The following is a 24,310-nucleotide window of genomic DNA, read 5'->3' on the forward strand; positions in this document are numbered from 1 at the left end:
TGAATGAAAACGATTGCAAAGTTTCTAGGGGCGGCCTGCGTTGTGGGTCTTGGTCTGGCATCGACCACGGCACTGGCGCAGGAAAAAATCAAGATCGGGGTTTCGATCCCGGCGGCGACCCACGGCTGGGCCGGTGGCCTGAACTATCATGCGGAACAGGCCGAAAAGCGCCTTGAGGCAGCCTATCCGAACCTTGATATCATTGTTGTTACCGCCAATGGTGCGGGCGAACAGGCCAATGATCTTGAAGATCTGGTATCGGTTCAGAATATCGATGCGCTGGTGGTTCTGCCGTTTGAATCCGATCCGCTGACCGTGCCGGTCCAGCAGGTCAAGGAAGCGGGCAAGTTTGTTACCGTGGTTGACCGTGGTCTTTCGCTGCCGGGGATCGAGGATGTTTATGTTGCCGGTAACAACCCGGAACTGGGCCGTGTATCGGGCGAATACATCAAGGAACGTCTGGGCGGCAAAGGCAAGATCGTCATCCTGCGCGGCATTCCGACCGTGATTGACGAAGAACGCGTCGAAGGTTTCATGACGGCAATCGAAGGATCGGATATCGAGGTCCTTGATATGAAGCACGCCAACTGGAACCGTGATGACGGTTATGAAGTCATGCAGGACTTCCTGTCGCGCTTCCCGGAAATCGATGCTGTCTGGGCGCAGGATGATGACATCGCGCTTGGCGTGATCGAAGCCGTCAAGCAGGCCGACCGGACCGATGAACTGTTCATCGTCGGCGGGGCCGGCATGAAGGACATCATCAAGCGCGTGATGGATGGTGATGAACTGACCCCGATTGACGTTCTGTATCCGCCATCGATGATCGCAACCGCGATGGATATCACGGCGATGAAGTTCGTTTCCAATGCGGCGGTCGAAGGCCGTTACATTCTGGGTGCGACGGTTGTGACCCAGGAAAATGCCGAGAACTTCTATTTCCCGGATAGCCCGTTCTGATCGGGCTGTTCTGAACGGGCCGTTCTGAACGGGAATGGCATGATCGCATAAATGCGAGCAGGCAGAAGGAACCCCGCCCTGTCACGACAGGCCGGGCGGGGTTTGATTTTACATCACATTCGTCATCAGATGACATCCGGGCCACCCGGAAAAAACACACACGAGGTCAGTATGAAAACGCTTAAGGGACCGGCGATTTTCCTTGCCCAGTTTGCCGGGGACGAGGCCCCGTTTGACAGCCTTTCCAATATCGGACGCTGGGCGGCGTCGCTTGGCTATAAGGGGGTGCAGATCCCGAGCTGGGACAAGCGCCTGTTCGATGTCGAAAAGGCTGCCCAAAGCAAGGATTACTGTGACGAGGCCAAGGGCATTCTGGCCGGGCATGGTGTCGAGATCACCGAACTTTCGACCCATTTGCAGGGGCAGCTTGTGGCGGTGCATCCGGCCTATGACGAGATGTTTGACGGGTTTGCCGTCCCCGAAGTGCGCGGCAATCCCAAGGCGCGTCAGGAATGGGCGGTCAATCAGGTCAAGGCCGCGATCAAGGCATCGCGCCATCTGGGCATCGGGGATCATGCGACATTTTCAGGCGCCCTTGCGTGGCCTTATGTCTATCCGTGGCCGCAACGCCCGGCGGGACTGATTGAAACCGCGTTTGACGAACTGGCGAAACGCTGGTTGCCGATCCTTGATGTGGCCGAGGAAAACGGCGTCAATGTCTGCTATGAAATTCATCCGGGCGAGGATCTGTTTGACGGTGCGACGTTCGAGATGTTCCTTGAACGTGTTAAAAACCACGCGCGGTGCAACATCCTTTATGATCCGAGCCACTTTGTGTTGCAGCAGTTGGATTACCTTGATTTCATCGATATCTATGCCGAGCGGATCAAGATGTTCCATGTCAAGGATGCGGAATTTAATCCGACCGGGCGGCAGGGCGTTTATTCCGGGTATCAAAGCTGGATCGGGCGTGCGGGACGGTTCCGGTCGCTTGGCGACGGGCAGGTCGATTTTGGCGCGATCTTTTCGAAACTTGCGGCGATTGATTTTGATGGCTGGGCCGTGCTGGAATGGGAATGCGCGCTTAAACATCCCGAAGACGGCGCGCGCGAAGGGGCCGATTTCATTCGCAACCATATTATCCGTGTGACCGAAAAGGCGTTTGACGATTTCGCCGATGGCGGCACGGACGAGGCCACCAATCGTCGCCTGCTGGGGCTTGATTAAGTCGGCGGTAGAAAACCATTCAGGACGGAGATTGACATGAGTGAGACGAAAAATCCGGCGCGGCGCATCCGCCTTGGCATGGTTGGCGGCGGACAGGGGGCGTTTATCGGCGCGGTGCATCGCATTGCCGCCCGCCTTGATGACCGGTACGAACTGGTTGCCGGGGCATTGTCGTCCAAGCCCGATATTGCACGCGCATCAGCGGCGGAACTGTTTATTGCGCCGGACCGGTCCTATGACAGCTTTGCCGAAATGGCCAAACAGGAAGCCGCGCGCGCGGATGGCATTGATGCCTGTGCGATTGTCACGCCAAACCACCTGCATTTCCCGGCAGCGATGGCGATGCTGGATGCCGGTATTCATGTGATTTGCGACAAGCCGCTTTGCCTGAATGTTGAAGAAGCCGAATTGCTGGCGGCCAAGGTGCGTGAAACCGGCCTTCTGTTTGCGTTGACGCATAATTACACCGCCTATCCGATGGTGCGCGAAGCCCGCCAGATGGTGCGTGACGGGAAGCTTGGCGATATCCGGTTAGTACAGGTTGAATATCCGCAAGGCTGGATGGCGACCCGGGTCGAGGATACCGACAACAAGCAGGCCCATTGGCGGGCCGATCCGGCCAAGGCCGGGATGGGCGGGGCGTTGGGCGATATCGGAACGCACGCCCATAACCTTGCCGATTTTGTCACCGGGCTTGAGATTTCGGAGCTGTGCGCGGATATCGATGCCATCGTGCCGGGCCGCAAGCTTGACGATAATGTCCAGATCCTGCTGCGTTACGATAATGGTGCGCGCGGGATGCTTTGGGCAAGCCAGGTTGCGATTGGCCATGAAAATGGCCTGCGGCTTCGGGTTTATGGTGACAAGGGCGGCATTGAATGGGCGCAGGAACATCCCAACCATCTGCATTTCCGCCCGCTTGACGGTCGCCCCGAACTGATGACCCGCGGCGGGGCGGGGATCGGATCGGCCGGATTGCGCGGTGTCCGCGTGCCGCCGGGCCATCCGGAAGGTTATCTTGAAGGCTTTGCCAATCTTTATACCGATTTCGCCGATCAGTTGATCGCGCGCATCACCGGGGGCAAGGCCGATCCGGCAGCCATGCTGATTCCGGGCATCAATGAAGGTGTCAAAGGCATGAAATTTGTCGAGGCAGTGGTCCGTTCCAGCCAGCGTGGCGCTGTGTGGGTCAGCTTCTAGGTTCCGGCGACGGGACCACCACGCAAATCGGAACATCTGGGGAGAAACAGGCGGCCGTCCTTGTGATCGGCCGCCTGCTTTTTTATCTGCCTTGCGATGCCGTTACGGAAAGGGCGATTCGGGCGGCTTTGGCGTGAAGCGTATCACTATCTGGTATTCCATCTGGTGGAAAATTCACCCCATTGAGTTGATAGGCTATTGTTCTATCTGCCGTAAAAGTGTTTCATGTGAACGATAAAGAAAACTGCAATCCATGCAGGGAACAGGGAGTAGACGATGGCGGAGAAGCCGGTGCTACTGATCACCCGGCGTCTGACCGATGCGGTTCAGGCACGTGCGGCGCGTGATTATCAGGTTATCCTGAACGACGCGGATCACGTCTTTTCGCGTGATGAACTGATCGCACGCTGTCAGGATGTTGACGCGGTTCTTCCCTGTCATTCCGAACATTTCAGCGCGGATGTCATTGCCGAACTTGGTGATCGGGTGCGGATTATTGCCAATCATTCCGTTGGCGTGGACCATGTTGATCTGGATGCCGCAAAGAAAGCCGGGATCACGGTCACAAATACCCCCGATGTTCTTTCCGATGCGACGGCCGAGATCGCCATGTTGTGCATGCTGGGTGCGGCACGCCGTGGGGCCGAGGGCGATGCGATGGTGCGTGCCGGGAAATGGGATTTCTGGTCGCCTGCCTTTATGGTCGGGCGACAGGTGACCGGCAAGCGGTTCGGTGTTCTTGGTATGGGCCGCGTCGGGCAAGTTAGCGCCGATCGCGCGCGCGGCTTTGGCATGGAAGTGCACTATCACAATCGGTCCCGTCTGCCGGGTCACCTTGAAAAAGGGGCTGTTTTCCACGATACGGTCGAGGGGCTTCTGGCGGTATCGGATGTTTTATCGCTGCATTGTCCGGCAACGCCGGACACGACCGGCATCATCAATGAAAAAACCCTAGCACTCCTGCCGGACCGGGCCATTCTGGTCAACACGGCGCGCGGCAATCTGGTCGATGAGGCTGCCCTGATCAGGGCGCTTCAAAGCGGGAAGCTGTTTGCCGCCGGGCTTGACGTTTTCCGCAATGAACCCGGCGGAAATCCGGATCTGTCAGCGTTGAAAAACGTCTTCCTGTTGCCACATATAGGCTCCGCGACCGAAGAAACGCGTGATGCCATGGGCTTTCGGGCGCTTGATAATCTTGATGCCTTCTTTTCCGGCGGACAACCGCAGGATCGCGTAGCCTAGTGGCGCGCCAATAATAAGAACTTACTAAATTCCGGGATTCATTCTGTTCCGGAAAATAATGGTCGAAGAAAGTTTTCCACATGGTGGAAGGTGAAATATTCGATGTTCCTTGTATCGGATCAGGGCCTATGCAAGGCTGAAAATCATCGCCTGTTTTCCGCCAACTAGTTGACGGATACGGCGATAATTCTGGGAGGAAGAAATGAAAAAGATAGCTACACCTGAAGACGTGAAGTCCAAGCAAGTGTCCCGTCGTTCGTTCCTTACCAAGGGTGCGACCGGCGTTGTTGCCGGTGGTGCAGTCGCTTCGGGGCTGTTCGCAGCCCCGGCAGTTCATGCACAGCCTGCACCATTGGTCGTCAAAATGCAGACGTCCTGGCCGTCATCCGATATCTGGATGGATTTTGCCAAACAATATGTGGATCGTGTCGAAGCCATGTCCGGCGGTCGCCTGAAGGTTGACCTTTTGCCGGCCGGTGCCGTTATCGGGGCGTTCCAGGTTCTTGATGGCGTCAATGACGGCGTGATCGATATTGCCCATTCCGTGCCGGTATACTGGTACGGCAAGAACAAGGCTGCCTCGCTGTTTGGTACCGGTCCGGTGTTTGGCGGTTCGGCAACCACCATGCTGAGCTGGTTCTATGCGGGGGGTGGTGAAGAATTCTATCGCGAGCTGACCCAGGACGTTATGGGGCTTAACGTGATCGGTCTTCTTGGCTTCCCGATGCCGGCCCAGCCGTTCGGCTGGTTCAAGGGGCAGGTCAACACCGTTGCCGACATTCAGGGCTTCAAATACCGTACCGTTGGTCTGGCTGCGGATCTTCTGCAGTCGATGGGCATGTCGGTCGCACAGCTTCCGGGTGGCGAGATCGTCCCGGCGATGGAACGCGGCGTGATTGACGCGTTCGAATTCAACAACCCGTCTTCGGACATGCGTTTCGGCGCGCAGGATGTGGCGAAGAACTACTATCTGTCATCCTATCATCAGGCATCCGAAAGCTTCGAGTTCATCTTCAACCGTGATTTCTATGAAGACCTCGAACCTGATCTGCAAGCGATCCTGCGTTACGGGGTAGAAGCAGCTTCGACCTCGAACACCGCACTCGCACTTGATAACTACTCGTCCGACTTGCAGAAACTTGCTGATGACGGCGTTGAAATCCATCGTACGTCGAAGGAAATCCTCGCAGCACAGCTTGATGCCTGGGACAAGCTGATTCCGCAGCTTGAAGAAGACGAATTCATGAAGAAAGTTCTTGATAGCCAGCGTGCCTGGGTTGAGCGCGTGACCTATTATGAACTGATGAACTCGCCGGACTATCAGCTTGCCTATGACCACTATTTCCCGGGCAAACTGAAACTGTAATGAAGCCTGACGGTTTTGTTCTGTTTGTCTGAACCAAAAGGCCATCCCGTGCTATTGAATGTGCGGGATGGCCGTTACGGTAATGGAATTCCCCGATGATCAGCTTTATCGAATTCGCGGACAAGCTTTCGGCCTGGTTTGGCAAGGCCTTCGGCTGGCTCATTATTCTCATGACGCTGGGCATGAGTTACGAGGTCATGTCGCGCTATTTGTTCAATGCCCCGACGACCTGGTCGCTTGATGTGTCCTTCATCATGTATGGCACTCTTTTCATGATGGGCGGGGCCTATACCCTGTCGCGCGGCGGGCATGTTCGTGGCGATTTTATCTATCGCCTCTGGAAGCCCCGGACCCAGGCATCGGTCGACCTTGTTCTTTATATCTTTTTCTTCTTTCCCGGTGTCACGGCGCTCATCCTGTCGGGGTGGAAATATGCCGCTCGTTCCTGGGGATATGGCGAGGTCAGCGTGAACAGTCCGGCAGGTGTGCCGGTATATCAGTTCAAGGTTGTGATCGTTGCGGCCGGTATCCTGCTGTTCATTCAGGGGATCGCTCAGGTCATGCGCTGTATCATGTGTATCCGCGAGGGATACTGGCGCGGGGCCGAGGATGATGTCCAGGAAACCGAAGAATTGCTGATGAAGCAGCATGTCGCAAAAGATAGTTGAAACCGCTGTGAAAAGCGCGATGAACCGGCCCAAACGGAGCTGCAAACGTGATTGACGCACATGTCGCCCTAATGATGCTTGGCATCTTTATTGTTCTTGTTTTCCTTGGTTTCCCGGTTGCATTCACCTTGATGGCGCTGGGGATCGGGTTTGGCTATTACGCATATTTCGATGCCGGACGCATGTGGCGCGCCTTTGACCGATTGGCCGAGGATAGCGATACCCTGACATCGGCCCTTACCTGGATCGAAGGATCGGTGAACAACCGAATATTCGATCTGTTTATCAACCAGACATACACCGTGATGTCGAACGAGGTGCTGACCGCCGTTCCGTTGTTCCTGTTCATGGGCTACATCGTTGAACGTGCCAATATCGTCAATCGCCTGTTCTCGACATTGAATATCGCGGCCAAGAATGTTCCGGGGTCGCTTGGTGTTGCGGCACTGATTACCTGTGCGCTTTTTGCAACTGCGACCGGGATTGTCGGTGCCGTCGTGACCCTGATGGGGATGCTGGCACTGCCCGCCATGCTGAAAGCCCGCTATGACAAAAGCTTTGCCACGGGCATCATCTGTGCCGGCGGGACGCTGGGTATTCTGATCCCGCCATCCATCATGCTGATTGTTTATGCTGCCGCATCCGGTGTTTCAATTGTACGCCTTTATGCCGGGGCATTGTTGCCGGGGCTGACACTTGTCGGGTTGTATCTGGTTTACGTGGTAGGGCGTGCGTTATTGCAGCCCAAATCCGCCCCGCGCCCGACATCCGATGAAATTCCCGAAGTCCCCCTGGCCAAGGTTCTGTGGATGCTGGCCACGTCGTTCTTCCCGCTGGCTTTCCTGATCCTTGCGGTTCTGGGGTCGATCCTGTTTGGTCTGGCAACCCCGACCGAGGCGGCATCAATCGGCGCACTGGGCGGGATGATCCTGGCGGTGTCCTATCGGGCGCTGACCTTTGACCGGCTGCGCGAGTCCGTTTATCTGACGGTGCGGACCTCGGCGATGGTGTGCTGGCTGTTTGTCGGTTCCTATACCTTCTCGTCGGTTTTCTCGTATCTTGGCGGCGAACATGTGATTGCCGAATTTGTTGGCGGGCTGGACCTGACGCCGTTGCAATTCCTGCTGATGGCACAGCTGATTATCTTCCTGCTGGGCTGGCCGCTGGAATGGTCGGAGATCATCATCATCTTTGTGCCGATCTTCCTGCCGTTGCTGCCGCTGTTTGATATCGACCCGCTGTTCTTCGGTATTCTTGTCGCACTGAACCTTCAGACATCCTTCCTGACACCGCCGATGGCCATGTCGGCCTACTACCTTAAGGGCGTTTCGCCTCCAGGTGTTTTGCTGACGGATATTTTCAAGGGGGTTATGCCGTTCCTGTTCATGGTGATTGTCAGCATGGTTCTGATGTATGCTTTCCCGCAGATCGTCTTCCATCTTCCGGATCTGTTCTATGGCGCGCGTTAGGAGCAAGGCTGACTTATGACTGTCAATCCGTTACTCAACCTTGATGTCGTTGAACTGCGCGACCGTTTGGCAAGCGGTGCCGTGCGTGCGGTTGAATATGCCGAGGCCTGCCTTGACCGTATTGCCGAACTGGAGCCGGAAATACAGGCCTGGGCCTATCTTGATGGCGAACACGTTCTGGCGCAGGCCCGTGCGCTTGATACACGTCGTCAATCGGGGATGCCGACAGGACCGTTGCACGGTATTCCGGTTGGTTTGAAAGACGTTATCGATACGGCGCGCATGCCAACCGAAAACGGCACCCCGCTTGATGCCGGGCGGGTGCCGAACGAAGATGCGGTGATTGTCGCAAAACTGAAGGCTGCGGGTGCGATCATCATGGGCAAGACGGTTTCGACCGAAATGGCCTTCATGCATCCTTCCAAAACCCGCAACCCCCACAATACGGCGCATACGCCCGGTGGATCGTCATCGGGATCGGCGGCGGCTGTGGCGGCGTCGATGGTGCCCTTGGCGATTGGTACGCAGACGGGCGGGTCAATCATCCGGCCTGCATCCTTTTGCGGTGTGGTCGGGTTGAAGCCGACTTTTGGGGCCATACCGCGTACCGGCGTTCTGACACAGTCCCCCAGCCTTGATACCATGGGGGTATTTTCCCGGACTGTCGAAGGGGCCGCACTTCTTGCCGAAATCCTGTTCGGGTATGACGCGCGCGATACGGCAACCCGGCCGCAGCCGGTTCCGCGTTTGCTGGAAACAGCCATGACAGAACCGCCGGTGACGCCGACACTGGCGTTTATTCGTCCGCCGCAGTTTGACGAGATTGCCGATGACGATACCGTCATGGCATTTCGGGAACTGACCTCGCTCCTGGGGGAGCAATGCTTTGAAGCGCCGCTGCCCAAGGCATTCGACGATGCGGTCGATATTCGGTCCCGCATCAATTCCGCAGAAATGGCAAAATGCTATTATGCCTATGAAAAACGCGGGCGCGATCAGTTGTCGTCCGAGCTGTGCGAGGCCATCGACAAAGGCAAAACCGTTCTTGCACGCGATTATCTGGCGGCCCTTGACTGGCGGGGATTGTTCAACGCAGCCCTTGAAGAAGTGTTTCAGCGTTGTGATGCGATCATCACCCCGTCGGCACCCGGTGCCGCACCGGGGCGGCTTGATACCACGGGCAACCCGGTTTTTAACGGGCTTTGGACATTGTGTGGCACACCGGCGATTACCCTTCCGCTGCTTTGGGCGGAAAACGGTTTGCCCATGGGGGTTCAGCTTGTCGGTCGTGCCGGTGACGATGCGCGGCTTTTGCGTACGGCACGCTGGCTTGCACAATATGTTTCGAACATTGAAAACGAAGGAGCATCATCATGACGAAGGTACGCCTTGACGGTATAATGGCGATCTTCGCCTATGTCGTGCTGCTGGGGTTTGTCGGGATTTTGTTCGGGCATGTGCCCCGTTGGGATCTTGGAATTATCGTGGCGATCACGCTGGTACTGGCCGGGTGGGATTTCTGGAGTATGGCGACAGGTCGCAAAAGCGATCATCACTGATCCCGGTGCGATAAGCCGAATTCAGCAAAGCATGCGTAAAACACGTGCAAACACGCACAGGGGTTATCCCCGTGCGTGTTTTTTTCCAGCACCACGGAGCGTATTGCCGGACTTGGGGTCATAGCCGAAACGTGCGGCGGCAATTGATGTCACATCACGGATCAGATCAATCTCGTCATCGCTGAATTTCGGGCGGTAATAGGTTGGGGCGTGGATGGTCGGGGCGACATCGTTGATGATCGTTTCGGCGTCGGGCAAATCGACATGATCAAACAGGCGGCGCAACTGATTTGCCGGGTCGGCGACGAAATCCTCGTACCGGACCACCAGCGTCGCATCTTTAAGGGCCTTGTTCACGGTCATGCGATCAGCGATGTAATGGTGCAGGTCGGTCCAGTAATGGGCCCAACCGGCAACTTCTTCGCCGTCTTTCCAGTGTTTCATGATCTGGCGGGTGGCATGCAGATCGCCGGTATTGATCGGACGGCGATCAAGGCCGAATTCGTAATGGCCGACGCGCTGCATATGGGCGACCGCGCGGGGATTATCCTTCTCGCCCTTGCAGAACAAATCGTGCTGCTTGGCAAGGGATGCGATATGCCATAACGGGTCGCGCACCGGCAGAACGAACCGCGCATCGGGGAATATCGACAGCAGATATTCCATCCGGGTGACCAGATAGTTTGCCTTGGAGATGTAACGCTTCCCGCCGCGAACATGGATCAGCTTGCGAATATGATCGCGATAGAATTTCTCGAATGCCGGGTTGCTGATCTGACCATCGAGGACGTTGCTTTCATCGACGTCATGCAGGTGGCGAAAAAACGCCATCCAGATCATTTCCTCGAACGCTTCGGGGCTTTCAGGCGTGATATTGATGCCGTCCGCATGGGTGCGTTCAACCGCGACATTTTTGCCCTTGGGCGCAAGGTCGACAAACTTGTTCCACAGATAGGGGGTGAAAACCGGCGGATAGTCGCGATAACGGTGGGTTGCCGCATCCGGGTGGCGTGCCAGCGTTTCGAGAAGGATCGTGCTGCCCGAGCGGGCAAGACCCGCGACAAAGACCGGCTTTTCGATTTTGACATCTTCAATCGCATCACCGGCAATTTTCGTTTCGAAATTGCCAAGCCGGATCCATTGCATCGGGTGGCGGGCAATCAGCCCGCTTAGCCAGTTATCCCAGCCCGATACATGGAAGGCGGTGCCGTTGGAGGCGGATGCGGTGGATTTTTCGGATGTCGGTTGACCGGTCATTCGATGCGAAATCCTTTTTTGATCGCCAGCGACCCCAATATGAGGGCAAGGAAGAAAGTCAGTTCCCAGCCACGCGCCCAGTCGGGGCCGACATTGATGATGTGTTGGGGCGGTAATTCGAAACGAAGCTGTGTCACCGGGCCGTCATCGGGCAAATAACCCGCCGGATTGCCAATGATGACGTTCCACCATTGTTTTTGATGGATCACGGGAATGGCGGCGGCCGGTGCCACCAGATAGGTTTCGCCGTCATTGGCACCGGGCACCTGAACAACCGGGCAGGCATCGTCTTCCATGCCGGTCGGGTTGATGCCGACCTGTTCGATGGCGGCATTTTCCGGCTGGGTGGTGATCGAAACCTGCTGGCCGGGGGGCGGGCAGCTATAACCATATTGACCGTCCAGCCAGACAATCAGGGCAAGGGCAGGCAGGGATGCGACAACCGCCGGGCCGATGACAAATCCGACAAGTTTCAACGATTGGGCAAGCTGTGCCCTGGCCAGTTTCATGCCTTCGCCGAAATCCTCGCCATCGTCTTCGGCCATGGCCTTGCGGGCTTCTTTCAGCCGTTCCTTGATCGCCCTGATGCGGGTTTGCGGTGACAGCAGCTTATAGAGCAGCATCGATATCACAGCACAGATCAACGCCCAGATCAGGACGCGACCAAACGGCCCGACGGCATTTGCCATCAGGGTATCAAGCGCACCAAAGGCGGGGGCAGGCCAATCAAGTATTCCCATGCTTTATTCTTTCCGTTGCTTTTCCCGATCAGGCTTTCGGCTGATGGGATGCGTCGGAAGATGCCGAATGCGAGGCGGTACTGGATGTGCCCTGCTGCGCACGTTTGCGGTTGCGCATCATCTTGCGGATCGGCCACAGCAGGACAAATCCGACAGCAACAAATACCGCAGCCAGAACAGCCCAAAGGGCGGAAATCAGGCTCAGACCGGCGCCCGGTCCGACATAGGCCTGTGCGGGCAGTGCGGTCAGAAGGGTTGCTGCGGCAAGGGTCGCGGTTCCGATTGAAAACAGTTTCATATTGGGTTTCATTGGTTGTCTCCGTCAGGGGAGGTCGGGGTGAAATCGGTATCGCTGTAAAGGGCTGCGCGTTCGTCGCTGATGCGCTCGGCCTGCGATACGACGGGGATCAGTTGCTGGCCGGGATTGTCCGGATCATCGCGACGGATCGGATTGTGGAATTCCCAAACGATTTCGCCGTCGGGGGTGACTTCGAAAAGCCGTCCGCCCGATGATTCGGTAATCAGGGTATTGCCATTGGCAAGGCGTTGCTGATCAGCACGGATGTTGCTGTCGAATTTCTGTTCGGCCGTGCCCTTGTATTCCCAGGTGATGCCGTTGGTTTCGGGATCGATTTGCAGGACGCGTGATTGCCCGGCATCCGGATCGGCAAGCTGGCCCTGATTGTCAAACAGCAGGATATCGCCATTGGGCAGGACATCCGGGTCATGTTGGCCCAGCCACGGGCCGCGTGTGGCCCAGACGACTTTTTCCGCATCCATATCAAGCACGGCAATGATGCCAAGATCACGGAAGGACAGAACAACATCGCCTGCCTTGCCCTTGGCGAAGTTCTGGGCGGTTTCCTCGGTAATGAGCTGGATCGTGTTGGTGTGCAGCACATCCTCGTTCGAGAAATAGGGCGCGAAGTCGACCATGTTGGCGTAGCTGGAATTGATCAGCGCATCGAGGATCGAGACACGTTTGATTTCCTTGCCTTCGGGTGACAGGATCACCGCGAAATCGTCCAGACGTGGCGGGGTGAGCTGTTTGCGGTTCGGATATGTGTTAAAGCGGAATTCCTGTGTCAGGGCATAAATCCGGCCATCGGGCGCAATCGAAAAATCATGATGCGCGGTTCCCAGATATTTCCAGACCGGTTTGGAATTGCGGTCAAGCTTGGCCATGCCATAGCCATAGGGTGTGTCGCCCGCCGCAGTATATTGCACGATCAGGTCGCCATCGGGGGCCATTTTGGCGGTGTGCCAGTGCATGAAATCGTCTTTTTGCGGGTTGGGGATCGGCGATGTTTCATCGTGGATTTCGCTGAACGGCATGCGCCATTCATGGAGCATGTTGCCATCCATATCGACCAGAACGGCATGCGGCCCGTCCCCCGATGAATACAGCGTCAGACCTTTTTGGGTTTTTGCCGTATCATTGATGGTGACACCGGTTTTTTCGGTGCGCGCCGGGGACCAGAAATCAAGCCGTTCGATATTGGTGTATTTGGTGCGCTGTTCCCACAATGCGGTGCCCGCGCGCCACGCGTTTTTCATCGACTGGTAGGGCGGGACTTCGGCCAATATGACAAACGCACCGATGCCAAAGCTGATCGCGGCAATGCCGGTTATGAAAGCAGCAAAAAAAATTTTATCGCCGCGGTTGTTTTCCGCAGGTTCACTGTTTTTTTCAGGTGAAGGCACGCCATAATCTCCTTGTCATCAGACAAAAAGGTTATGCGTGCCTGTGGGCAAATTTACGGCCAATATCAAGGGGATTGCGGCGGTTTGGCCGCTTTTCGCCTTTGTTTCGCCCAAGAGTTCAATGGCTGCAGGGGGTGTTTTTTGCCGGTTTGTTCGCTTGATTACCGCCGGTATTCGGTCCCGTCCATCACCAGCAGGTTACCGTCAAACCGGCAGGGTACGGTGCCCGATTGTGCGCTCATACGTTGCAGGACCTGTCCGGTTGCGGCATCGCTATAGGTGCCGTTGCCATAGGTGACCGAAATGCTGTCGGGCGTGGTGACATAGGTGAAGCCGATCTCGAACCGGTATTTTTGTGCGCCGCCGTAGGTGTAAGTGACGAAATTGCCGTTCCCTTCACCGGGGGTGTCGAGTTCAAGGGTGGAATTGCCGGTATTGTCGCGGAATGTGCCGCTGGCATTCCGGCAGCCGTTTTGGGCGGCGGCCTGTGGTTCGGTGGTTTCTGCTGCGGCTTTTGCTGCGATCTGGCGATCACGTTCCATCAGGGCGGCCAGTTCATCCGGCCCCGAAAGTTTTTTGCCGCCATAATAATAGCATTCACCAGCCGGGACGGTTTCTCCGCCGCAGACGAATTCGCCGGTCTGGCTCGGGAATGCCGATCCTTCGGGCAGTTCCATCCAACCGCCTTCCCACCAGGTCAGGCGACCCTGACCGGCGGGCCTGCGTTCGCGTACCGGGCCCTGCCAGACATTGCCATCGGCCATGCGCAATTCACCGTCAAGCGGATCAAACACGCGATAGGTGCCGGTAAAGATTGTGCCGTCGGGCCATTTGGTTGTGCTGCCCGGTTCGATCTGGTGGCTGTCGCTTAGATAGTCGCCGTCCACGATGCGGCCATCGGCATATTCGGTGTCGCCGGTGATTGTTTCGCCGGTGATGTCGGCATTGACGATTTCGGCAAAGGGCTGTCCGTTGCGGGTGATTTCGACCGTGCCGGTGCCGACCGGATTGCCGTTATTTTGCGGGCCGGTATATTCCGCGCGGTAGCCGTCATGGGCAAACATGACTTCCGGGCCGTAGGTGGTGGTGATCGGTATGCGCCATATCCCGGTATTGATCTCCGGATCAATCCGGGCGGGGTCGGGTTCGCGGCTTATTTTAACGTCTTCGGAAAACAGGCCGTAATCGGCATAGACCACCGTGACCTCGCCGGGGAAGACATCGACCCAGCTTTCCGATTCCAGTTCGCCCAGTCGAGAGACCCTGACCAGATAGCTGTCGGGCCACAGGGTGTATTCCTTCATCTGTCCGGCGGAAAGCTGTTCGGTGGTGAAGGGTTTGAAACCCTTGTTACGCGCCGCTTTTACGATCTGCATCTGCCAGCCGTAATAAGCCCCGTTGCCCGACGGGTTGATCCGAAAGGCGATGCTGCCGGGGTCGGAAATACTGGCCGGGGCAATGGGGGCTTGCGATGGGGCGGGCGAGGGTGCCGGGGCTGTGTTAATCGTCTGGCAGGCAGCAAGGCCGATACCCAAAATGCCGACCGACATGATCCTGATCATGGTAACGCCCGGTTTCATCCCCCATCCCCCATAGGTCAACTGATACAGTCGATTTCGCCACAAGTTTCGCAGGTTGGGAAGTGTTTAAATTCGGGGGACAGGGGACGACCGTCAATGTTGGGTATTTGGTGTCGGTTGTTATTTTCGTCCCCCGGGATCGAGAAGGGCGTCAATCGGCGGGACCGGTGTTACCTTGACCTTTTTGGTGACGATATAGGTGAAATAGCGGTCAATGCCGATGCCTGCGATCAGAAGCCCGTCGATCAGGCGCTGATAGGCATCGACATCACGACAGAGTATCTTGAGCATGTAATCCACCCCGCCGCCAAGGGCATAGCATTCGACGATTTCGGGTATATCCTGTACGGCCTTTTCGAAAATCGTGAAATCCTCGTGCTGGTGATGGCGCAATGTTACCTCGGTCATCACAAGGGTTGGTTTGACCAGCATTTCCAGATTGATATGGGCGTGATAGCCCGAAATCACGCCAAGGTCCTCTAGGCGTTTGAGCCGTTCCCAGCACGGGCTTGGCGAGAGGTTCACCGCCTCGGCCAGTTTGACCTTGGTAATGCGCCCCTCGCGTTGCAGCGTGAGCAGGATTTTCAGATCCTGATCATCCAGCCTGATCATTTCCCGACCACCTCGGCAATGACGGCAAGGCAGTCACCGGTCTTGATCAGGCCGGGGAAATGGCGACAGGCGACGATGCCGTCGCGCGGTGCCTTGTATTCGGTCGGCACCCCGCCGGTCCGGTTGGCATCGTAAACGCGCGCAATCAGATCACCGCGCGCGACCATCTGCCCTAGGTCGACACAGGGTTCGAACAGGCCGCCTGAAACCGATGCGACAAAGCAATTGCCGTCCGGCATATCAAGCATGACGCCGCTATCGTCCGGAACGTCCGGTTCACCGGCAAGAATACCGGCATGGATCAAAAGGTTGCGAACCCCGCGATCCGCAATCGCCACCCGTTCGGCGGTGGTCGACCCGCCGCCACCCAGTTCGGTGGTAACGAATGTTTTGCCGGCTTCTTCGACAACGGTGTCAAACATGCCGACCGAATCAAGTTCCAGCATCATCATCGACCAGGGGGCGGCGAAGGCCTTCATCGCGCTAACGCAGCGGGCTTCCTGTTCCTTGTCTTCAAGGACGTGGACAGCGGCAAACGGAATGAAGTCCAGCGTCTTGCCGCCGGAATGCAGATCAAGGACGATGTCGGCTTCGGGCACCAGATGGCGCAGAACGTAATCGGCGATTTTCTGTGTTACCGTGCCGTCGGCTTTACCGGGGAAGCAGCGGTTAAGGTTGCCCTTGTCAATCGGGGATGTCCGCGATGCATTGAGGAAAGCCGGGAAATTCATGGCGGGCAGGATGATGACGCGTCCGGTGATTTCAGCAGGCGAGAGTTTACCCGCCAGTTTGAACAGCGATACCAGTCCTTCGTACTCGTCACCGTGATTGCCGCCGGTCAGAAGGGCGGTCGGTCCATCGCCGTTGCGAATGACCGTGATCGGGATCATCACGGCCCCCCACGCGGAATCATCACGCGAATAGGGCAGTTTTAAAAAGCCGTGATGAACGCCATCCTGATCGAACGGGATCGTTGGCGTAATCGGGGATTTCTTTGTCATGGCCGTTTCCTTGCATATAGGCAGGATACCGCGACCGTCGGTATCCTGCGTGGCAGTCTTGCACCGGCATTTTATCTGCGGTGCGATTTTGATCGGCGTTGTTTGCGTCAGTTTTTGACGAATAACTGCCTTGGATAACTGGTCAGCGTTTTGCTGCCGGTTTCCGTGATCATCATGCTTTCGGTGATCTCGATCCCCCAGTCATCAAACCAGAGTCCGGGCATGAAATGGAATGTCATGCCGGGTTCAAGGACCGTGCGATCACCGGGGCGCAGGCTCATGGTGCGTTCGCCCCAGTCGGGCGGATAGGAAAGCCCGATGGGATAGCCGCACCGGCTGTCTTTGTGGATGCCGTATTTTTGCAAGACACCAAAGAAGGCAATGGCGATATCCTCGCAGACATTTCCGGGTTTGGCGGCTTCAAGGCCAGCCTGAAGGCCTTCGATCAGCGCGCTTTCGGCATCAAGGAAACGCTGTTCGGGTTGCCCCAGATAGACCGTGCGCGAAAGCGGCGCGTGATAGCGCCGATAGCAACCGGCAATCTCGAAGAATGTTCCGGCATTGCCGGGGATCGGTTTGTCATCCCAGGTCAGATGCGGTGCACCGGCATCAGCACCCGATGGCAGCAACGGCACAATCGCCGGATAATCCCCGCCGATCCCGTCAATGCCGACAATCCCCGAACGATAGATTTCGGCAACCAGTTCGTTTTTCTTCATGCCCGGTTCGACAACTTCGAAAATGCGTTCATGCATGTTTTCGACGATGCGGGCGGCCTGGCGCATATAGAAAATCTCGGTCTCGGACTTTACGGCACGCTGCCAGTTTACCAGTGCGGTGGCATCGTGGAATTTTGCATTGGGCAGATGGGCCTGCAATTGCGCATAGCATCTGGCGGAGAAATAGTAGTTATCCATTTCAACACCGATATTGCGCGTGCCCCAGCCGCGATAATCGATCACCTCGGACAGGTAATCCATCGGGTGATGGGTGGTTGATTGCACGTAGTAATCGGCATAGGGGATGATGCGGTCATGGGTCATATAGACCGTGCGCTTTGCCCCGTTTGCATCCTGGGACCGCCCGAACCAGATCGGGTCATCCTCGATCGGGACAAGGACGCATTGGTGAACATAAAACGACCAGCCGTCATAGCCGGTCAGCCAGGCCATGTTTGATGGGTCGGTCACGATCAGAAGATCGAGCCCCTTTTCCACCATGGCTTTTTTTGTTTTTTCCAGACGCTCGGCATATTCCTCGCGCGTGAAATTCAATTCAACCTGGCTCATTGCAGGCCTCCAAAAAAAGGCGGGGTTTCAGTTTTTCCTGACCCTGTTTCCTTTTGTTATTACGACGTGATCTCGGTCCCGGCCTTGGCTGCGTCGCAGCGGGCGAGGGCGAGGGTGGCGATTGCGGTGTCCTGGACACCCGTACCGGTCAGATCGGCAACCGTGATTGCATCATCGGAACCGCGTCCCGATGCCGATCCGGCAATAACCTGACCCAGTTCTGGAAATGTGTGGTCGGCCTTGATGATCCGGGCATCAATGGCGTGATGCAATTCACCCAGAATCCGGCATTGCGAAAGGCTGTCGCACACATAAAGGTCTGCCCGGCCGATCAATGCCGGGTCGATTTCGTTTTTATGTTCCGCATCCGACCCCATCGCGGTGATGTGGGTGCCGGGTTTGACCCAATCGGCCAAAAGGACGGGTTCACGCGCGGGGGTGGTGGTAACGATGATATCGGCATCCTGTGCCGCCGCCCGGCCATCGGGCGTTGCGGTTACGGAAAGGCCAAGTTCGCTGGCGCAGGCGGCGGCACAGACTTCGGCCTTGGCCATATCGCGTGCCCAGATGGTGGCCGATGTGATACCGCGGACCAGTTTAAGCGCCTTTAGCTGCAATTTCGCCTGCACCCCGGCCCCGAAGATCGCGGCATGTGTGGCATCCTTGCGCGCCAGATGTTTGGCGGCAACGCCCCCGGCGGCGGCAGTGCGGACATCGGTCAGATAACCGTTATCGAGCATGACGGCTTCGAGCAGGCCGGTTTTGGCCGAAAACAGGTTCATCAACCCGTTGACCGAGGGCAGGCCGAGTTTCGGATTGTCAAAAAAGCCGGGGCTTATTTTGATTGCGAAACTGTCGAGCCCCGGCACATAGGCGGTTTTGACATCGACCTCGCCATTGTGGTCGTCGATATCAAGCCGAAGGATCGGCGGCATCCGCACATCCTTGGTCGCCAGTGCGAGAAAGGCATTTTCGATACAGGCAATCGCATCGGTATCAAGGGTGATAACGTTGCGAAGGTCGGTTTCGGTCAGAATTCTGATGTTGGGCATATCGGTTACTCCGCCATCAGGTCGACGTCTTCGCCGCCGACAATACGTTTATGCAAATCCATATCGATATTGCAGCCGGTCGACAGAACGACCGTGGTGCCGGGATTGTCGATCAATCCGGCGCGAAGGGCCGCGATGCCAACGGCGGCCGCCCCTTCGATGACCTGCTGGTCATCGTGATAGGCGGCGCGAATGCCGTCCGCGATCTGGGTTTCATTCACCAGAACAAAGTCATCGGTCAGATCGGCACACATATCGAAGGTGTATTGGTTGTTTTCCCCGATGCCGCCGCCCAGACTGTCGGCCAGTGTCGGCAGTTCCTTGACCGCGGTCGGTTTGCCTTCCTGAAGGCTTGTGATCATGGCACAGCCGCGTTCCATCGAAATGCCGACAACCCGGATCGCCGGATTGATCGACTTTGCGGCAAGGGCCACACCGGCCAGAAGCCCGCCACCGGACAATGGCACCAGAAGCGTGTCGGTTTCGGGAAGCTGTTCAAGGATTTCAAGGCCAAGCGTGCCTTGCCCGGCGATGATGTCGGCATGGTCGAAGGGAGGCAGCATGGTCATGCCCTTTTCCGCAACCAGACGGTCTACTTCCTTTTGGGCCTCGTCCTGCGAGGTGCCGGAAATGCATATTTCGGCCCCCTGGGCGCGGATGCCCTCGACCTTGTTTTTCGGGACCAGTTCGGACATGCAGATAACGGCCCGAACCCCGGCATTGCGCGCCGCATTGGCAAGGGCGCGGCCATAATTGCCGGTTGAGACACCGACAACGCCCTTTTCCTTCTGTTCGGGGGACAGTTTCAGAACGGCATTCGCCGCCCCGCGCAGCTTGAAGCTGCCGGTATATTGCTGGTGTTCGCATTTCAGCCACACGGGCGATCCGATCTGCTCAGAGAGGCTGGCAGACGGGCGGAGTGGTGTATGGATCACGTGGCCCGCGATGGTCTTGCGGGCAGAAAGCACATCACCAAGCGTGATGGGTTCCTTCATGGCGACCTCGTTACGATTTGTGTGGGGCGTGGTCAAACAGGGTTCCGAACCCTGTGACCGGCTTGTCATATTTCATCAGATGCAGGGCGTGCCAGATCATGGCCTGATTGCTGGTAATCACCGGCTTGCCCAGAAGCTTTTCCGCACGTTCGGCAATTTCGGCGGCCCGTATCGCGGTGCAGGAAATGAACACGGCATCGGCGTCCGGGCTGTTGACCTGTAATGCGGCGGCCAGCAGGGCATCGGGCGGGATTGCCGTCATATCGATATCGTTTTCAAGCCCGAAACCCATCAGCCGGGTCACATCGAAACCGCGCACCATCAGTTGTTCGGCAACGGAACGGGTAACATCCGCAACATAGGGGGCGACCACGGCGATTTTTTGCGCACCGATTGTTCGCAATGCGACATCGGCCGCCAGCAGCGGGTTGGTCACCGCCGTGCCGGGCATTCCCATGTTGATCATTGCCTCGATCCGGTCCGATCCATTAACCGCGGTGCCCGAGGTGCAGCCGAAAATGGCAACATCGACACCATAACCCGGCAACAGGGTGCGGGCCGCACGCGGCAGATCGTCGGCCATGTTACGCAGGGTGTCGACCGTGATGGGATTGGCGTTTTCAATGCGCGTGGTGAACAGGCCGACATCCTTGGGGATGATACGGCGCAGATCATCTTCGCAGTTGAAATCGGTGGCGAGCGTGATCAGTCCGATCCGCCCGGCCGGGGCAACCGGATCGGGCAAATAGGACAGGTCTACCGGCTCTGGCGTGACCGCAGGGGCAACGGACATCGTCCTGGACTCCTTGAACGGGGCGGGGCAATGAATGCCCGCACCCCGGTTTGTTATTGTGGTTATTCTTTTCCGGGACGATCCCGGTTATCTGCCGATTATCGGAATGCCATGGTCGGCAGGAACAATGCGATCTGCGGAACAAAGACCAGAATTACGGCTGCCAGCAGAAGCATGAAGATAAAGGGCGGCGTTCCGCGGATGACCTCGTAATAAGGTCGCCTGAAGATCGCGATGGCGGTGAAAATATCGCACCCGAACGGAGGCGTTGCCGACCCGATGGCGACCTGCAGGGTCACCAGCGTCCCGACCAGCACCGGATCAAGTCCGGCATCACGGACCAGCGGCATGAAGATCGGTGTCAGAACCAGAATGACGACAATCGGATCGACAAACATGCAGCCGATGAAGAACGCGATGCAGATGGCGGCAAGGATCAGGTAGCTGTTCGCGCCTTCAAGCCCCAATGCACCGATCACATGCTGCGGAATCTGGGCAAAGGAAATCACGAAGGAGAAAGTTGTGCCCGCCCCGACAAGGATGAAGACCACAGCGGTGATCAGGCCGGTCGAACGGGCGATTTCCAGCATTTCCGACCATTTCACCGACTTGAAGATCATGACTTCAAGAATGATGGCATAGACCACGGAAACGGCTGCGACCTCGGTCGGGCTGACCCAGCCGAGATAAATGCCGCCAACAATCAGCACCGGGAACATGATGGCAGGGCCGGCATTGACCACGGCCTTGCCGCGATCGGCCCAGCTCATGCGCGGAATGGTCGGAATGTCGTGCTTTTTGGCGTAATAGACGCAATAGGCCGAAAACATCAGCAGGATCAGGATGCCCGGGCCGATCCCGGCCAGGAACAGTTCACCAATCGACACCTTGCCCACGACGCCAAACACGATCATGCCAATGGATGGCGGGATCAGGAAGGCGATGTCGCTGGCATTGATGATCAGGGCCATGGCAAAGCTGTCTTTGTAACCGGCCTTCAACATTTTGGGACGCAGCGGGCCACCCATTGCAACCACGGTGGCCTGTGTCGAACCCGAAACGGCACCAAACATCGTGCAGCCAAGGGCGGTAGTGACCGCAAGACCGCCGCGGACATGGCCGACAAAGGTCATGGCAAGATCGATAAGCCGGTTGGCGGTATGTCCCTTTGTCACGATATCGGCGGCGAAGATGAACATCGGTACGGCAATCAGTGCGACCGGCGATATCCCCGTGACCATTTGCTGGATCAGAATTTTGGGATCAATCGGCATGTAAAAGGTAAAGGCGACGACGCTGGCCATGGTCAGCGGTACCATCATCGGAAAACCGAGGACGAGAAGCCCGAGCATCACAATCAGAATTGTGGTTCCAAGATCCATTTTTCCGTCCCCCTACAGATGATGGTCGTCAGCGTCGGTGAACGTGTCTTCGACCCGGTAGGACAGATGTGTCCCCGGTCTGAAGATGTTCGTCGCTGCGGCAAGTACAAACTGGATGCCTGTGACCGTAAAGCCAAAGGGCACGATGAGGACGGTCAGGTAATAGGGAATGCGCAAGGCCGGTGTCAGGCGGTTGGACTGGATCAGGGATGAAACATAGCCGATAGAATACCATGCCAGAAGAAACAGAAGAGCCGCCGTGCCCAGCGTGATGATGATCATCATGATCTTGCTGGCCTGCGGGCCCAACATATCGGTAAAGGCCGACATGCGGATATGACGCCCCATGCGGGCGGCCTCGCTGATGCCGACGAATGTGACAAGAATGATCAGAAATTGGTTGAGTTCTTCGGAAAAGAAGATGCTCGAACTGAAACCCAGACGCATGATCACGTTGGCGACCGTGTTCACGGCCATGATCACGATGCTCCACCCCAGCAACTGACGTTCGACGACAGATAGCCCGTCATCAAGCCGTTTCAGCACCGATAGCACCCCGCCTTGTGGCGCTGGTGCCTCCCCGTTAGAATCTGACATACGACCTCCATGATGCGCGTGCGAGACATTCTTGCTGAACGTTGTGTGTAGTGGTTGGTTCCCTCCCACACGTTTTCCTGCTCGCTTCACGCCAGACTGCCAGAATAAAAACGGTTTGTGACGGTTCAATCAGATTTTTGTCATGACACAAAAATCAATACATAACGTCGAAGGCATGGACACCAGGCATTTGTTCCATCGTGTGCCTGATCTGCATCAGGGCATGATGCAGGGCGGGGGTATCAACCGCCCCGCCGACACAAATCCGGATGGCATTCGGGCGGGGGACCTTGACCGTCATGAACGGGTCTGAAATCGTCACGGCAACGCCGTTTTTCCGCAGTTCTGACGCAAACCATTCTTCTTGCCAGTGATGGGGAATGCGCACCCAGGCACTTAGCGATGTGGGGTGATGGCGGACCACGGCATCACCCAGTATTTCGGCAACAAGCGCTTGGCGTTCACGCATCAGGGCGCGCTGAACGGTCACGGCCTGCTCGACCGTGCCATCGGCAATCCAGCGTATCCCGATCTCGGCCATCAGGGGTGTTCCCATCCAGCCGGTGACGCGCAGGACGCTGCTGGCGCGAATCGACAGATGTTGTGGCACGACAAGAAATCCGGTGCGCAATCCCGGCATGACGATCTTGGTCAGGCTGGAAACATGAAATCCCAGCCGTGGCAGGAAGCTTGTGATCGGCGGCAGGTTTTGTTCCAGCAGCGGGCGGTAAACATCGTCTTCGATGACATAAACGCCGTAATGCTCGGCAATCTCGGCAATTCGTTTGCGCCGTTCCAGCCCCATCAGGCAGTTGGTCGGGTTTGTGTAGATCGGGGTCACGACCAGGGCGCGGATGTGACGCGCACGGCATTCGCGTTCAAATGCGTCGGGCAGGATGCCTTCGTCATCGGTGGGCAGGGCACCAAGCTTGAACCTTAGAATGCTGGCCGTGCCGATCACGCCATGATCGGTCAGGCTTTCGGTCAGGACGACGTCATCGGGTTGCACCACGGTGGCAAGGGCGGTGAATACACCCTGGGCAGCTCCGTTTGTGACCAGAATATTGGGAAGGTCGGCAGAGATCCCCATGGATGACAGCCATTTGCTGCCGATTTCACGATGATATTCGAAACCGGCAACCGGGCGGCAGCTTTCCATCCAGTTATGGTGGGTTTCCTCGGCCAGTTTGCCGTGAATCTGGCGCGACAGGTCATTGTGGAAATCGGTATAGGCCGTGCGCACAATCGACAGGTCGATCAGGTCGGGCTGACGGTTATCCAGAATGAAGGTCGATGCACGATCCGTCAGGCGTGCCTGAACGAATGTGCCCCTTCTTCGTTCCGATCTAAGATAACCCTGCCGTTCTACTTCCTTGTAGGCGGCACTAACGGTTTGCACGCTGACATGCAGCCGATAGGCCAGTTCACGATGGGTCGGCATCCGGACATCGTGTCTGAGGCGTCCGGCCTCGATATCCGTGATGATTGCTTCGACAAGGGCCTTGTATTTTGGTCCCGTATCGCCGCTCAGGTCGATATTTGGCAGCCACATCCTGTTGATTTCCGCCCTTGTCTATTCCTGGGGTTTTTTCGACCCTAACATGACCTGAGGGTTAA

At 56.9% G+C, this 24,310-nt stretch carries 23 protein-coding genes; 9 read left to right on the forward strand and 14 right to left on the reverse strand.

What is annotated here, in order from left to right; all coding sequences use genetic code 11:
• Window positions 1-3: 3 nt before the first annotated feature.
• The 9 genes from LG297_RS02690 (at window position 4) to LG297_RS02730 (ending at window position 9,691) form a co-directional block, all read left to right on the forward strand.
• Complete coding sequence (locus LG297_RS02690; RefSeq protein WP_404424872.1) at window positions 4-960, forward strand: ABC transporter substrate-binding protein; 957 nt, start codon at window positions 4-6, stop codon at window positions 958-960.
• A 171-nt stretch (window positions 961-1,131) separates the two neighbouring features.
• Window positions 1,132-2,187, forward strand: coding sequence for a sugar phosphate isomerase/epimerase family protein (locus LG297_RS02695; protein WP_404424874.1), 1,056 nt, complete (start codon window positions 1,132-1,134; stop codon window positions 2,185-2,187).
• Window positions 2,188-2,223: 36 nt separating this feature from the next.
• Entirely contained in the window at window positions 2,224-3,387 is a 1,164-nt protein-coding gene (locus LG297_RS02700; protein ID WP_404424876.1) for a Gfo/Idh/MocA family protein, read from the forward strand.
• A 276-nt stretch (window positions 3,388-3,663) separates the two neighbouring features.
• Window positions 3,664-4,629 (forward strand): 2-hydroxyacid dehydrogenase, encoded by a 966-nt coding sequence (locus LG297_RS02705; RefSeq protein ID WP_404424878.1) that lies wholly within the window; start codon window positions 3,664-3,666, stop codon window positions 4,627-4,629.
• A 202-nt stretch (window positions 4,630-4,831) separates the two neighbouring features.
• Window positions 4,832-5,995 (forward strand): TRAP transporter substrate-binding protein, encoded by a 1,164-nt coding sequence (locus LG297_RS02710; protein WP_404424880.1) that lies wholly within the window; start codon window positions 4,832-4,834, stop codon window positions 5,993-5,995.
• A gap of 95 nt (window positions 5,996-6,090) precedes the next feature.
• Window positions 6,091-6,663, forward strand: coding sequence for a TRAP transporter small permease subunit (locus tag LG297_RS02715; RefSeq protein ID WP_404424882.1), 573 nt, complete (start codon window positions 6,091-6,093; stop codon window positions 6,661-6,663).
• Between the two features lie 47 nt (window positions 6,664-6,710).
• Window positions 6,711-8,132 carry a TRAP transporter large permease subunit gene (locus LG297_RS02720; RefSeq protein ID WP_404424884.1) on the forward strand — a complete coding sequence of 474 codons (1,422 nt, stop codon included), beginning with the start codon at window positions 6,711-6,713 and terminating at the stop codon, window positions 8,130-8,132.
• A 15-nt stretch (window positions 8,133-8,147) separates the two neighbouring features.
• On the forward strand, window positions 8,148-9,509 hold the full coding sequence (locus LG297_RS02725; RefSeq protein WP_404424886.1) for an amidase: 1,362 nt from the start codon (window positions 8,148-8,150) through the stop codon (window positions 9,507-9,509).
• Window positions 9,506-9,691, forward strand: a complete 186-nt coding sequence (locus LG297_RS02730) for a hypothetical protein (RefSeq protein ID WP_404424888.1) — start codon at window positions 9,506-9,508, stop codon at window positions 9,689-9,691. The genes LG297_RS02725 and LG297_RS02730 overlap by 4 nt, the downstream gene beginning before the upstream one ends.
• 63 nt (window positions 9,692-9,754) lie before the next feature.
• Here LG297_RS02730 and LG297_RS02735 read toward each other — a convergent pair whose 3' ends face one another.
• The 14 genes from LG297_RS02735 to LG297_RS02800 all read right to left on the reverse strand — a co-directional run bounded on the left by LG297_RS02735 (window position 9,755) and on the right by LG297_RS02800 (window position 24,245).
• Window positions 9,755-10,948 carry a sulfotransferase family protein gene (locus LG297_RS02735; protein ID WP_404424890.1) on the reverse strand — a complete coding sequence of 398 codons (1,194 nt, stop codon included), beginning with the start codon at window positions 10,946-10,948 and terminating at the stop codon, window positions 9,755-9,757.
• Window positions 10,945-11,688 carry a hypothetical protein gene (locus tag LG297_RS02740; protein WP_404424892.1) on the reverse strand — a complete coding sequence of 248 codons (744 nt, stop codon included), beginning with the start codon at window positions 11,686-11,688 and terminating at the stop codon, window positions 10,945-10,947. Before LG297_RS02740 ends, LG297_RS02735 begins: the two co-directional genes overlap by 4 nt.
• A 28-nt stretch (window positions 11,689-11,716) precedes the next feature.
• The gene (locus LG297_RS02745) at window positions 11,717-11,998 is read right to left on the reverse strand and encodes a hypothetical protein (protein WP_404424894.1); all 282 of its coding nucleotides are present in this window, start codon (window positions 11,996-11,998) and stop codon (window positions 11,717-11,719) included.
• On the reverse strand, window positions 11,995-13,392 hold the full coding sequence (locus LG297_RS02750; RefSeq protein WP_404424896.1) for an arylsulfotransferase family protein: 1,398 nt from the start codon (window positions 13,390-13,392) through the stop codon (window positions 11,995-11,997). Before LG297_RS02750 ends, LG297_RS02745 begins: the two co-directional genes overlap by 4 nt.
• A 161-nt stretch (window positions 13,393-13,553) precedes the next feature.
• Entirely contained in the window at window positions 13,554-14,972 is a 1,419-nt protein-coding gene (locus LG297_RS02755; protein WP_404424898.1) for a hypothetical protein, read from the reverse strand.
• 120 nt (window positions 14,973-15,092) lie between these two features.
• Window positions 15,093-15,584 carry an Lrp/AsnC family transcriptional regulator gene (locus LG297_RS02760; protein ID WP_404424900.1) on the reverse strand — a complete coding sequence of 164 codons (492 nt, stop codon included), beginning with the start codon at window positions 15,582-15,584 and terminating at the stop codon, window positions 15,093-15,095.
• Window positions 15,581-16,585, reverse strand: a complete 1,005-nt coding sequence (gene doeB / locus LG297_RS02765) for a N(2)-acetyl-L-2,4-diaminobutanoate deacetylase DoeB (RefSeq protein WP_404424902.1) — start codon at window positions 16,583-16,585, stop codon at window positions 15,581-15,583. The genes LG297_RS02760 and doeB overlap by 4 nt, the downstream gene beginning before the upstream one ends.
• Window positions 16,586-16,692: 107 nt before the next feature.
• On the reverse strand, window positions 16,693-17,874 hold the full coding sequence (gene doeA / locus LG297_RS02770) for an ectoine hydrolase DoeA (protein WP_404424904.1): 1,182 nt from the start codon (window positions 17,872-17,874) through the stop codon (window positions 16,693-16,695).
• A 59-nt stretch (window positions 17,875-17,933) separates the two neighbouring features.
• Window positions 17,934-18,926, reverse strand: coding sequence for an ectoine utilization protein EutC (eutC, locus tag LG297_RS02775; RefSeq protein ID WP_404424906.1), 993 nt, complete (start codon window positions 18,924-18,926; stop codon window positions 17,934-17,936).
• Window positions 18,927-18,931: 5 nt separating this feature from the next.
• Entirely contained in the window at window positions 18,932-19,921 is a 990-nt protein-coding gene (gene eutB, locus LG297_RS02780; RefSeq protein ID WP_404424908.1) for a hydroxyectoine utilization dehydratase EutB, read from the reverse strand.
• Between the two features lie 10 nt (window positions 19,922-19,931).
• Window positions 19,932-20,714: an Asp/Glu racemase gene (locus LG297_RS02785; RefSeq protein WP_404424910.1), complete on the reverse strand. Its 783-nt coding sequence runs from the start codon at window positions 20,712-20,714 to the stop codon at window positions 19,932-19,934.
• 98 nt (window positions 20,715-20,812) lie between these two features.
• Complete coding sequence (locus LG297_RS02790; protein WP_404424912.1) at window positions 20,813-22,096, reverse strand: TRAP transporter large permease; 1,284 nt, start codon at window positions 22,094-22,096, stop codon at window positions 20,813-20,815.
• A gap of 12 nt (window positions 22,097-22,108) precedes the next feature.
• A complete protein-coding gene (locus LG297_RS02795) occupies window positions 22,109-22,693 on the reverse strand; it encodes a TRAP transporter small permease (RefSeq protein ID WP_404424914.1) in 585 nt (194 codons plus the stop codon).
• A gap of 154 nt (window positions 22,694-22,847) precedes the next feature.
• The gene (locus tag LG297_RS02800) at window positions 22,848-24,245 is read right to left on the reverse strand and encodes a PLP-dependent aminotransferase family protein (RefSeq protein ID WP_404424916.1); all 1,398 of its coding nucleotides are present in this window, start codon (window positions 24,243-24,245) and stop codon (window positions 22,848-22,850) included.
• Window positions 24,246-24,310 lie beyond the last annotated feature (65 nt).

The organism is Thalassospira australica (assembly GCF_044790785.1).
GTDB lineage: Bacteria > Pseudomonadota > Alphaproteobacteria > Rhodospirillales > Thalassospiraceae > Thalassospira > Thalassospira australica_A.